Origin of the sequence: Arthrobacter sp. UC242_113 (assembly GCF_044054585.1) — a bacterium.
Classification (GTDB): Bacteria; Actinomycetota; Actinomycetes; order Actinomycetales; family Micrococcaceae; genus Arthrobacter.
In genome coordinates, this window is sequence record NZ_CP171972.1 from 127,043 (window position 1) to 138,958 (window position 11,916).

The 11,916-nt window shown below is 65.4% G+C and carries 9 protein-coding genes; 8 read left to right on the plus strand and 1 reads right to left on the minus strand.

Annotation, left to right across the window (positions count from 1 at the left end):
• The first annotated feature begins 1 nt into the window (after nucleotide 1).
• From ACHMXB_RS22430 to ACHMXB_RS22465, 8 genes are all read left to right on the plus strand, one after another.
• A complete protein-coding gene (locus tag ACHMXB_RS22430; protein WP_395405967.1) occupies nucleotides 2-1,513 on the plus strand; it encodes an SCO6880 family protein in 1,512 nt (503 codons plus the stop codon).
• Nucleotides 1,513-3,117, plus strand: coding sequence for an ATP/GTP-binding protein (locus ACHMXB_RS22435; protein WP_395405703.1), 1,605 nt, complete (start codon nucleotides 1,513-1,515; stop codon nucleotides 3,115-3,117). The genes ACHMXB_RS22430 and ACHMXB_RS22435 overlap by 1 nt, the downstream gene beginning before the upstream one ends.
• On the plus strand, nucleotides 3,117-4,886 hold the full coding sequence (locus ACHMXB_RS22440) for a type IV secretory system conjugative DNA transfer family protein (RefSeq protein ID WP_395405705.1): 1,770 nt from the start codon (nucleotides 3,117-3,119) through the stop codon (nucleotides 4,884-4,886). The genes ACHMXB_RS22435 and ACHMXB_RS22440 overlap by 1 nt, the downstream gene beginning before the upstream one ends.
• On the plus strand, nucleotides 4,879-5,301 hold the full coding sequence (locus tag ACHMXB_RS22445) for a DUF4913 domain-containing protein (RefSeq protein WP_395405707.1): 423 nt from the start codon (nucleotides 4,879-4,881) through the stop codon (nucleotides 5,299-5,301). The genes ACHMXB_RS22440 and ACHMXB_RS22445 overlap by 8 nt, the downstream gene beginning before the upstream one ends.
• A 423-nt stretch (nucleotides 5,302-5,724) precedes the next feature.
• Nucleotides 5,725-7,473, plus strand: coding sequence for a hypothetical protein (locus tag ACHMXB_RS22450; RefSeq protein ID WP_395405709.1), 1,749 nt, complete (start codon nucleotides 5,725-5,727; stop codon nucleotides 7,471-7,473).
• 266 nt (nucleotides 7,474-7,739) lie between these two features.
• Complete coding sequence (locus tag ACHMXB_RS22455) at nucleotides 7,740-8,711, plus strand: helix-turn-helix transcriptional regulator (protein ID WP_395405711.1); 972 nt, start codon at nucleotides 7,740-7,742, stop codon at nucleotides 8,709-8,711.
• A gap of 131 nt (nucleotides 8,712-8,842) precedes the next feature.
• Complete coding sequence (locus ACHMXB_RS22460) at nucleotides 8,843-9,610, plus strand: SDR family NAD(P)-dependent oxidoreductase (RefSeq protein ID WP_395405713.1); 768 nt, start codon at nucleotides 8,843-8,845, stop codon at nucleotides 9,608-9,610.
• 25 nt (nucleotides 9,611-9,635) lie between these two features.
• The gene (locus tag ACHMXB_RS22465; protein WP_395405715.1) at nucleotides 9,636-10,616 is read left to right on the plus strand and encodes an aldo/keto reductase; all 981 of its coding nucleotides are present in this window, start codon (nucleotides 9,636-9,638) and stop codon (nucleotides 10,614-10,616) included.
• 864 nt (nucleotides 10,617-11,480) lie between these two features.
• Here ACHMXB_RS22465 and ACHMXB_RS22470 read toward each other — a convergent pair.
• Nucleotides 11,481-11,882, minus strand: a complete 402-nt coding sequence (locus ACHMXB_RS22470; RefSeq protein ID WP_395405717.1) for a hypothetical protein — start codon at nucleotides 11,880-11,882, stop codon at nucleotides 11,481-11,483.
• Between the last annotated feature and the right edge of the window lie 34 nt (nucleotides 11,883-11,916).

An 11,916-nucleotide genomic window follows, 5' to 3' on the forward strand; every position in this document is an offset into this window, starting at 1 on the left:
AATGGCAGCGATCGAGAACACATACAGGGAACCGACCTACGGCAACTGGCGGCGTCCGCGTAAGGCCGGTATCGGCACCCTTGGCGGGCTGGCCACAGCTGGATTGTTTGTGGGCCTCATCATCACAGTGATCTGCTTCTTTGTCGGCGGCTGGTTCACCGGGCTGGTTGCCCTGCTCGTCCTCGGGCTGGCTCTGGCCGTCGTCTCGGTAACCGACAAGCACAACAAGTCCGTAGGGGAACGGGTTTTCACCCGTTTGGCCTTCGGCTTGGCGCGGCGCAGACGCGCCAACATCTACCGCTCCGGCCCGTTGGGACTGACGCCTTGGGGCGAGTTCCAGCTGCCCGGGATCGCTGCCGGTTCCAAGCTGTACGAGTTCACTGACTCCTATGGGCGCCCGTTCGCGTTGATCCACCTTCCCTCCACCGCCCACTACACCGTTGTCTTCGGCACCCAGCCCGACGGGGCGTCGCTGGTCGACCCCGAGCAGATTGACTCCTGGGTGGCTAACTGGGGCGGTTGGCTGGCCTCCTTGTCGAACGAACCTGCCGTCGTGGCGACATCGGTCACGGTTGAAACCGCTCCCGATTCCGGGGCCAGGCTGCGCCGGGAAGTTGAGTCGCACATCCATGACGACGCCCCGGACATTGCCAAGGCCATGCTCCGGGAGGCGCTGGAGACCTACCCGCAGGGATCGGCCACGATCCGGGCGTGGGTCGCGCTGACGTTCAGTGCCGCTGCCCGGGCAGGGGGCAAGCGACGCACCGCCGACGAGATCGCAAGGGATCTCGCGTCACGGCTTCCCAGCCTGACCGAGCGTCTGGAATCCACCGGCGCCGGCGCGTGCGCGCCGTTGAACGCCCAAGAACTGTGTGAGGTCGTTCGGGTCGCGTACGACCCTGCAGCGGCCCGGCTCATCGACGAAGCCCACTACCAAGGCACCCCCGTTGAGCTGAACTGGAGCGACGTCGGGCCGTCGGCCCATCAAGCCGACTGGGACGGCTACCGCCACGATTCCGGCCACTCGGTGTCCTGGTCCATGACAGGCGCACCCCGCGGCCACATCCTGGCATCCGCCCTGGCCCGCCTGGTCGCTCCGCACGGGGAGATTGCCCGCAAGCGCGTCAGCTTGCTGTACCGGCCGATCGAAGCCGGCCGCGCGGCCGCCATCGTGGAGTCCGACCAGACCAACGCCCTGACCCGGGCGTCCTCGACCAACCGGCCCACCGCCCGCGCCCTGGTCGATGCGCGCGCGGCGCAGGCCACCGCGGCCGAGGAAGCCAAGGGCGCCGGGCTGGTCAACTTCGGCATGGTCGTCACCGCCACGGTGCTCTCCTCCCGGGACCTCGATGACGCCGTGGCCGTGGTCGAGGGCAACCTCGGCCCGTCGGCACGTCTGCTGTTGCGGCGCGCCTACGGCTCACAGGATTCTGCCTTTGCCGCATCACTGCCGCTCGGGCTGGTTCTGCCCAAGCACTTGAAGGTTCCCGAAGAGATCCGCGAGGCCATGTGATGTTCGGCAGCCGTACCAAGCACCAGCGAACACAGGCCCCTGCCACGAAGCTCGCGGTCGCCGTCGCCCGCCGTCCGGGCCTGCGGGGCTGGCGCGGCCGCGGACAGGGCGAAGCCGTGTACGTCACGGCAGCCGACGAATGGCGCGGAACCTCCGTCCAGGTCTGCGGTCTCTGGCCGTTCGTGGGCGGGTCCGGCACCCCGATCCTCGGGGTGCCGATCGGCGTTCACACCGATACCGGAGCCCCTTTCGGGGCAGATCCGATCAGCTGGTTCATGCACGGAATGATCAACAACCCGTCCATGTTCGTCCTCGGCCTGCCGCACTACGGCAAATCCACCCTGGTCCGGCACATCGTCCTCGGCCTGGCAGGCCGGAGCATCAACCCGTTGATCCTCGGTGACCTGAAACCGGACTACGTTGACCTCATCGAAGCCCTCGGCGGCCAAGTCATCAGCCTCGGTCCCGGGCGCGGCCACCTGAACGTCCTGGACCCCGGTGAAGCCACGGGAGCCGCCGTCAGGCTGCTCGCCTCCGCCGAAGAACACCGGGCCACGGCGAACGGGACTACCGACCCGGCGGCGGCCGCGCCGTTCTTTGCTGCTGCGGTGAAAGCGGAGAAGCTGGCCGAACAGCTGATGGCAGACTCCCACAACAGGCGCCTGAACATGATCACGGCGCTGATCACCATCGTGCGCAACGCCAAGCCCAGCGCCCACGAGGAATCCCTGATCGACCGGGCACTGCACATCCTGGACGACCGCCTGGACCGCGTTCCCCTGATCGGAGATCTGATCGACGTCATCAAAGACGCCCCCAACGAGCTGCGGGCCATCGCCCTGGACCGCGGCGACATGAGCCGCTACCTCGACGCCACCGACCAGCTGCGCCAGTCGCTGTACTCCCTCGACGGCTCGGGCCGGTTCTCGGACATGTTCTCCAAACCCACCGACCAGCCGATGGACCTGACCAAACCCGTGGTCTTCGACCTGTCAGGGATCTCCGACACGCAGCGGGACATCCAGGCCGCCTGCCTGCTCGCCTGCTGGTCAACCGGGTTCGCCACCGTCCAGGTCGCCCACACCCTGGCCGACGCCGGCCTTGAACCGCGCCGTAACTACTTCGTCGTCATGGACGAGCTCTGGCGGGCCCTGCGCTCCGGTGAAGGCATGGTGGACCGGGTCGACTCGCTGACCCGCCTGAACCGCACCGAAGGCGTGGGGCAGGCCATGATCACGCACACCATGAGTGACCTCGAAGCCCTGCCCACGGAAGCCGAACGGATGAAAGCCCGCGGCTTCGTCGAACGCTCCGGCATGGTCGTCTGCGGCGCACTCCCCGGCGCTGAAATGGAAAAACTCAACAAAGCCGTCACCCTCTCCCGCGCCGAGCAATCCCGGCTCATCTCCTGGGCTGACCCCGGGTCATGGACCGACGTCGGCGGATCGCGTAAACGGGTACGCCCGGGCCTGGGCAAGTTCCTCTTCAAAGTCGGCGGCCGCCCCGGGATCCCGGTCGCACTCAAGCTGACCAGCGTGGAGGAATCACTGCACGACACCAACAAGCGCTGGACGATCAACCGGACCGGCGAAGGGGAGAACTGATGGGTGCACCAAGCAGCGGCAAGCGTTCCCAGCTCGACACCGAAACGATCCTGCTCTGGGTGTTCATCACCGTCGTGGTGCTCGGCGTCGGCTCGGTGACCGGCGCTGTACATCTGGGCTCGATCCTGTCCCATGACGGCCAAAAGCTGCCGGCTAACCCGTTTGAACTGGTCTTCGGCCTGCTCTCCCATAAGGTCACCTGGCCTGCGGCTGCCACAGGGGTACTGATCGGCTTCGGTGTACTCGTCATCGTCCTTGCCGTTCTGGTGGTCCGTGCGGTGCTGCGCCGTCGGTCCCAGCATTCCCGGGTGGACGCCGCCGCCCAGCACATGGCCAAAGCTAAGGACCTGCGCGCCCTGAGCCTGCGCGGCGCCACGGCCACCGCCGAACGCCTCGGAGTGAAAGGCGCACCCGGCGTCCCGGTCGGTAAGACCGTTCTGGGCGGCCAGATGGTCTACGGCTCCTGGGAAGACATGCACATCGACATCTGGGGCCCCCGAACAGGCAAGACAACCTCCCGGGCCATCCCGGCGATCCTCGCCGCCCCTGGCGCCGCGCTGGTGACCTCCAACAAAAGGGACATCGTTGACGGAACACGCGACGTCCGCGCCACCGAGGGCCCGGTCTGGGTCTTCGACCCGCAGTCCGTCGCCCTCGAGGAACCCAGCTGGTGGTGGAACCCCCTGTCCTACGTCACCGACGAAGTGCGCGCGGCGCGCCTGGCCGACCACTTCGCCGCAGGCTCCCGCGGCCCCGACGCCAAGACGGACGCCTACTTCGACCCGGCCGGCCAGGACCTCCTCGCCGGTCTCCTGCTCGCCGCCGCCCTCGACGGCCAGCCGATCACCCAGGTCCACACTTGGCTGACCCGACCCGCCGACGATGAAGCCGTGGACATCCTCAAAGCCCACGGCTTCCTGCAGACCGCCAACGCCGTCGGCGGCGTCATCAACGCACCCGAGAAACAACGCGGCGGCGTGTACGGCACGGCACTGCAAATGGCATCCTGCCTCACCAACCGCCAGGTCGCCCGGTGGGTGACACCCCAGGGCGACAACGACCAGCGGCCCCAGTTCGACCCCGCGGCGTTCGTCCGGTCCAAAGGCACCCTGTACAGCTTGTCCAAGGAAGGCAAGGGCACCGCCGGCCCGCTGGTGACGGCGCTGACCGTGGCCACAGTCGAGGCCGCCGAGGAACTGGCCGTCCACTCACCGGGAGGCCGGCTGGCCACACCCATGCTCGGCGTTCTGGACGAAGCAGCCAACGTCTGCCGCTGGCGCGAACTCCCGAATCTCTACAGCCACTACGGTTCCCGCGGCATCGTCCTGATGACCATCCTCCAGTCCTGGTCCCAAGGCGTGGAAGTCTGGGGCCGCGACGGCATGCGCAAACTCTGGTCCGCATCCAACATCAAGGTCTACGGCGGCGGCGTCGCCGAAGCAGAATTCCTCAACGAACTCGCACAGCTCGTCGGCGAATACCGCTACTCCAACATGACCAGAAGCCGCTCCAGACAAGGCACCTCCTACAGCCACGACAACGACCGCAAAGAACGCACCCTGGACGTCTCGGACCTCGCCGCGTTCCCCCGCGGCCGCGCCATCATGTTCGCCTCCGGCGCCCCCGCCGCGCTGCTGGAAACGGTGCCCTGGATGAACGGCCCGCACTCTGAGGCGGTGCGGGCCTCCATCACCGCGCACGACCCAGCGAACAAGCCCGCAGCCGCGGCCGGAAACCGCTGGGTCACCCCAGGTGCCTCTCATGAGTGAGGGCCTGGGGGAGTGGGACGACGAGCTGGAGGACATCCCAGCCCCCACCGAGCCAACCGAGGAGAGTTCCGAGGCCCCTGAGCTGTTCTACCCGAACGTCGCGGAATTCGTCAGTGGCAAGCTGGCCGCCAGCTACCGCCGTCAAATCAACGTGCAGGGCGGGGTTACCTGGTGCCCCCAATGGTGGAAGCACGCGGAAGCGATCAGCCGCCTCGAAGCGCTCTGGCGGGCTTGGGAGTTCCTGCGCCTGGACGGGACCACAGGAATGAGCGTGTGGTGGCGCGACCACGCAGACCACCACATGTCCGTCCTGCTCTCAGCCGATGGGCCCTTCAGGGGCTGCAACCCGGACGACGGCCACCGCTCCAAACTGTCCCGTCTGCCCTGCGAGGAACCACCCGCAGGTCTGTTCTAAACAGGCAGGACTTCGCCCGGGAGCTCCAGGGCGCCTAGCTCGCTGTCCACAGTTGTGGTCAATCCGGGTTATCCACGGCTGAAAACCGGGAGCCATCGGGAAAGCTCCCTCAGCAGCAGTAGCGGTGGATAAACTCAGCAGGATTGTCCCCGGCTGTGGGCAGCGGGAGCCACAGTCCGAACGGTCCAGGGTGAGCGGCGAGGAGATACCCGGACTGCGCCCCGGTCGGCTGCTGATCCAGCACAGGACTGCCTATATACTCTGGTGAATCGTTAGACATATTGGGGGGAATTCGTGGGCCGTGCAGTACGTGCTGTCATCTCTGCCGGTCTCGCCGCAACCGTGGTCCTTTCAGGGACGTTGGTGGCATCTCCCGCCCTTGCGGTATCGTCGTACCCTTGCGGAGCAGAATCATCGGGGACCGTGGGCACCCTCGAATCCTTGGCTTTGCCGGGTACCCTCGTTGCCGGCGATGATTTGCGGATGCAGGTCAGCATCCGCTGCGAGGGGGACCAGCAGGCGGTCCTGGCCTACGTGCATCTCACGTTTGAAAACGACCAGGGCATCATCACGAGAGTCAGCGTCAACAAGGCCGGCATCGATGCCGGGGCACCTGATGGTGCGTCCACGACTTACACCGTGACCATTCCAACGCCGGAAGGGGCGTTGCCTGAAGGGCTGCAGCGGCTCACCTATGTCACCCCGGTGATGGAAATGGTTCCGCGCTTCCCGAGCGGAGCCCAGCCGCCGCTCTATTCACGGACCATCGCCCAGCCCTACTTGTCGCTGAACCGCCCGGCAGGATGGGAAACCCGGGTAAGCCATCCCACCCATGCTGCCCCGACGCCGCAGGTGCCGTGGGCGCTCAAGGCAGGCGTTCCGGCCGAGGTCCGCTTCCCTTCCTGGGGCGCGGGAGCGGTCCTGAGCTACCGCTGGCTCCTGGAGGACGGGACACAGGTGGCTGACCGGAGAGAGTACATTCCGTCGGCAGGCAGCGTCTCGCGGGTCGTCGTCACCGGAACATGGGCGGACGGCACGGTCCACGACCGGTCATCACAGCTGGTCCGCACCGTGGAAGGCGTCGGCGGATTCAATGATGTGACCGTTGGGGAAGCAGTGCCCTACAGTGACGCCCCTGTCCGGGTTGTCCGCACCGCCCCGGATCAGAGTACGAAGTCCGGATGGTACCGGCTGCGGTCCGACGGAAGCTTCCCGTCAACGCCGGAAGCTTCACCGGATTCCTGGTATCCGAAACCGACGGATGTGGGGCAGAGATTCCAGTTCATTGAGGCCGGCGTCCGTGCCAGGGGAGCCTCCCAGATAATCAGCGTCACTCCGGCACCCCTCCCGGGGGACCGGCGCAGCGGCTACGTCCAGGGCGACACCCTCGTGAACACGGTGGCAGAACTGCAGCCGCGCCTCCAACCCGGCTACCGGCTCACCGCTAACAATCCCTGGCCTGCCGGACAGGCAGTAACCTTCGCCTGGCTGCGCAACGGGCAGACTGTGCCCGGTGCGACCACGGCCGCGTACACCCTGAAGGTGACCGACGCCGGAGCTACCATCCAGGCAGTGGTTCGAACGGGCAGCCCCGGCTACATTTCCAACGAAGCCAAGGCCTCCGCGGTGAACATCCCGCTGGTGAAACTGGTCTCCGCCTGGCCGCTTGTCTCCGGAAGCGCGCGCGTCGGAGTGACCCTGCGCGCGTCTACCCCAGGGTGGACCGCAGGGACAAGGTTCAGCTACCAGTGGCTTCGTAACGGCAAGGCCATTCAGGGCGCCACACGCTCCACCTACACCGTGCCTGCAGGGGATCGTAACGCAATCCTGCAGGTGAGGGTCACAGGGACGCAGACGTTTTACACGACGGTCACCAGGACCGGCGCACATCACCTCATCAACTACGGAATCCTGACCGCCCCTACACCCTCTATTACCGGAATCCCGAAAGCGAGCCAGATCCTTACAGCCCATGCCGGGGCGTGGACCCCCGGAACACAGCTTCGCTATCAGTGGTACCGGAACAACCAGGCAATCAGGGGCGCTACAACAGCCACCTACCGGCTCGGAACCGCTGACCGGGGCCAAGCAATTCATGTCCAGGTCCGGGGAAGTAAAGAGGGGTACATGGGCGTGTGGCGGAACTCCGCCCAGAAACGCGTTCAGCCCTAATCGCGAGCCACCATACCGGCGAGGTTCGGTTTTCCACCAGACCGTCCCATCTCTAAAAGCCGGATGACAAGTCAAGACGTCGGTGGGTGGGCATCAGGAAAAAGGATCTCGCCACGGATGTGGCAGAAGATCAGGCGGCATACGCGATCCGTTGAACCGAGAAGCAGAAACAGTTTGGCGGTGCCCCCGTGTTGGAGGCCCGGAGGCCACTGGGGGTGTCTAACAGACACTGCCACTGCCAGGTCATGGTGCGTAGCGTGAGGGATGTGAACAGAAGAGATGACATCCGTGAGTTCCTGATCTCGCGCCGCGCGAAGATCAGTCCGGAGCGGGCCGGTGTCCCCAGCTACGGGGAACTGCGCCGGGTGCCAGGCCTGCGGCGTGAGGAGGTGGCACAACTGGCCGGCGTGAGCACCGACTACTACACCCGGCTGGAACGCGGCAACCTCCGCGGTGTCTCCGACTCAGTCCTTGAGGCCGTGTGCTCGGCCCTTCAACTGGATGAGGCCGAGCGGGCCCATCTGATAGATCTGGCCCGGACCGCTAACACGCCGGCACGCCGGACGCCCAGGAAGCCGGCCCAGCAGCGGGTCCGGTCCGGTGTGCTGCGCCTGCTGGACGGGATGAGCGGGGCAGCCGCGCTCGTGCAGAACGGCCGTTCGGACGTGCTAGCCGCCAACCTGCTGGGCCGGGCGCTGTATGCGGATGTGTTCAACTCAACCGTGTCCTTCGCCACGGACCTTCCGGGCAGACTGCCGAACCAGGCACGCTATCTCTTCCTCGACCCACGCGCCGGGGACCTGTACCCGGACTGGAACGCGGTGGCCGCCACCACGGTGGCCATGCTGCGCCTGGAATCAGGCCGGAACCCGCACGACCGGGCACTGAACGAACTGATCGGTGAGCTGACCGCCCGCGGCGGACAGTTCGCCGCGCTCTGGGCCGGGCACGACGTACGGATCCACACCACGGGGACCAAGCGCTTCCACCACCCGGTGGCCGGGGACCTGTCCCTGCAGTTCGAGACCCTGCACCTGCCCGGCGATGAAGGCCAGACGCTGTTCGCCTTCACCGCAGAGCCCGGCTCGGCCTCTGCAAGCGCGCTGGCGTTCCTGGCCAGCTGGGCGGCGGCGCCGTCCACCGCCAAGGACGGCGAAGACGAAACGGCCATACCTGCCCGTTCCCAGCCGGAGCCCCTCCAACCAGGCCCGGGAAAGACCGACCAACGGCATAACTGACAAGACCCTGCCTTCACCGCAGTAGCAACCACTTAACGAACAATTCGGGCAACCCGCTAACAGTCTCCGCTGAACGGACGTTGCTGACGGCTGCCCAAATTCAGCCAAAACCCTTTGAAAGAGAACAACCAATGACAGAAAAACTCATCGGAACTGTTGCACTGGTAACCGGGGCCAGCAGCGGCATCGGTGACGCCACCGCCCGTGCCCTCGCCGAGCAGGGCGCGTCCGTCGCCGTCCTCGCCCGACGCAAGGACCGCCTCGACACACTCGTGGCCGAGATCGAAGCTTCCGGCGGCACCGCCTACGCCGTTCCTGCTGACATTACCGACCGCACCCAGGCTGAACAGGCCGTAGCAGAGGTTGTAAACCAATTCGGTCGCCTGGACATCCTCATCAACAATGCCGGGCTCATGCTCCTCGGACCGGTCGTCGATCAGGAGGTCGACGAGTGGGAACGGATGATCGCGGTCAACCAGAGCGGTCTGCTCTACATGACGAAGGCGGCACTCCCGCATCTGCTGGCTGCAGCGGAGGACGAACTGCGCGGCGTAGCGGACATCGTCAATATCTCCTCGATTGCCGGCCGGCAGGCGTGGGCGAACTTCGCCGCGTACAACATGACGAAGTTCGGCGTGAACGGCTTCACCGAAGCGCTCCGCCAGGAGATCACGAAGAAGCACGTCCGGGTCGGCGTACTCGAGCCCGGCGCAGTCGAAACAGAACTGATCTCACACAACAACGACACCATCAAGAGCGACCTCGCCGTCTCCGACGCAAAGAACATCCCCGAGAAGCTGCAGCCTGAGGATATCGCCGAGAGCATCGCGTACATGGTGACCCGCCACCGCCGATCCTCCATCACCGAGCTGTGGGCGATGCCCACATCCCAAGCCTGAGAATCCTACCGAAGGAAAACACAGCATGAAAACCGCACGCCTGGGAGACCTGGAAGTCTCCCGCATCGGCCTCGGCGCCATGACCATGGCCGGCACCTACACCAGCGAGGGAGCCCTGGATAACAGCGAATCGATCCGCACGATCCACCGTGCACTCGAGCTCGGAGTCACCCACATCGACACAGCGGAGATCTACGGGCCGTTCCTGAGCGAGGAAATCGTCGGCCAGGCAATCAAAGGCCACCGTGACGAAGTGAAGATCGCCACGAAGTTCGGCCTTGTCTCCCACTCCGATGGCGGTCCCGGTGTCACGGACAGCAGCGCAGCGAACATCCGCACGGCTGTCGAGGGATCCCTGAAACGACTGGGCACCGACCATATCGACCTCTACTACCAACATCGGGTCGACCAGAACACGCCCATCGAAGAGACTGCCGGGGCCGTCGCGGACCTGATCACCGAAGGCAAGGTACGGCACTTCGGCCTGTCCGAAGCCTCCCCTGACACCATCCGCCGGGCACACGCCGTGCAGCCCGTCACGGCCCTGCAGACCGAGTACTCCCTGTGGACCCGCGACGTCGAAGACGAAATTCTGCCACTGCTGCGTGAACTGGGCATCGGCTTCGTCCCCTACTCACCGCTCGGGCATGGTCTGCTCACCGGGCAGATCCGGACGGTGGAGGATTTCGCCGATGACGACTGGCGCAAAACCAACCCGCGCTTCACGGGCGAAAACTTCATCCGGAACCTGCGCATCGTCGACGAAGTAGAGAGCATCGGCGCGGAAATTGGCGCCACCCCAGCCCAGACCGCGTTGGCGTGGTTGCTGACCCGCGGCGAGGACATCGCCCCGATCCCGGGCACACGCCGCGTCTCCCGTGTAAAGGAAAACACCGCAGCCGACTCCGTCGAGCTCACCACGAACCAGCTCGAACGCCTGAACGCTCTCCAACCCGCAGCAGGGGCGCGGCACGACGACGCGAACATGGCCTCGATCGACCGCTGATCCCTGGCCGTGCTGTCCTCGCCAAAAAGGTCCCAGTTCCAAGAATCAACGTCAATCAATGCTCGTCCGATGAGACGCGTCTCGTATCCCTAGGGATATGAGACTTCCCGGCCCTCTTCGCGCAGGGCCGTCGTGACTTAGCTGATGATGTCCCTTCAGGCGTGCCGAGGTAAAACGAGCGAACTTCCGGAGTGGTCCGGCGATAGACGGGGCCAGTTCATGGTAGACAGAGCAGACCACGAACACAGGGGGATGTTGTCATGGAACCGGTTAGATTTATTGATCCGTTCACGGTTGAGGAACCGGCTTCGGTGACGCCTGTCCCAAAACCGGTGCCCGTTCCTGGTCCTCCCGCTGAAGCAGCCGCGACTCTTCTCTTTTCGTCCCAGGGTCGTGAACGTGAAGTCCAACGACTCATCCATGATCTCGCCATTCTGGCGAGCCGGCAGCAGCATCCGCCCGTCGGGTAGGGCCACCCGGGCAGTCGGGTTCGTAGCGCGATGGATGATCCCGGACGATAGGTCTTCTCGTGGCGTTTCTGGGCACGTTCACGGTAGCGGCGCTGATGTTCCTGCTGTATGTCACTGCTCTTTGCGTCCTGCTCGTTCTGGCAGGAACAGGCCAACTGCTCATCTGGGCGTTCAGGGCCAGCAAGCCCGCACATGAAGCAGGAAGGCCAGAGAGGCCGCTGGGCGCCACGCAAGAGGGGCGACACTACCGCTCCGCGGGAGCTGGAAGCAGCGGGATCAGATAAACGCTTCGCATCCAGCCCATCACCGTAGGGCCGGCGAAAGCACGCAGTGGGACGTTCTGCTGAAAGCCGGCGGGTCTGACGTGATTCTCGGGTAAAAACGGCGCAGAGGATCAGGACGCCATGGCGGTCTGGCGTGTTCTCGGCCGCAGGGTGCGGAACGCGAGGTCAGGGGCGGTGAGGGCTTTCTGCAGGCGCGGAAGATGGACTTCGATATCCCGGGCGACCGCCGTGGCAGCCGCCCAGTCAGCCAGCGCCAAGGCCAACTCAAGCTCACTGCACAGCTGGTTCATTCTTAGCGCCCCGACCAACCAGGATTTCGTCTTCAGGTTCCGGGAGGCATCCAGCGCCAGGTCCCCGTCCCGGGCGCCAACTGCGCGCACGATCGGTTCAACGAACCGGGGGAGGAGGGCCGTGTAGTCAGCGGCGATTGTTTCGGCCGCTTCCAGTGAGGCCTGGCCCACGAGTCTTTGGAGGTGCTTCACATCCAGTGTCGGCTTTGCTCCCTCACCCACTTGGTTTCCCCTGCGCACAGCACAGCTCCTTCCC

Coding starts and splice junctions, on each gene's coding strand:
- ACHMXB_RS22430 (WP_395405967.1), top strand. CDS start 2: ATGGCAGCGATCGAGAACACATACAGGGAACCGACCTACGGCAACTGG.
- ACHMXB_RS22445 (WP_395405707.1), top strand. CDS start 4,879: ATGAGTGAGGGCCTGGGGGAGTGGGACGACGAGCTGGAGGACATCCCA.
- ACHMXB_RS22440 (WP_395405705.1), top strand. CDS start 3,117: ATGGGTGCACCAAGCAGCGGCAAGCGTTCCCAGCTCGACACCGAAACG.
- ACHMXB_RS22465 (WP_395405715.1), top strand. CDS start 9,636: ATGAAAACCGCACGCCTGGGAGACCTGGAAGTCTCCCGCATCGGCCTC.
- ACHMXB_RS22435 (WP_395405703.1), top strand. CDS start 1,513: ATGTTCGGCAGCCGTACCAAGCACCAGCGAACACAGGCCCCTGCCACG.
- ACHMXB_RS22460 (WP_395405713.1), top strand. CDS start 8,843: ATGACAGAAAAACTCATCGGAACTGTTGCACTGGTAACCGGGGCCAGC.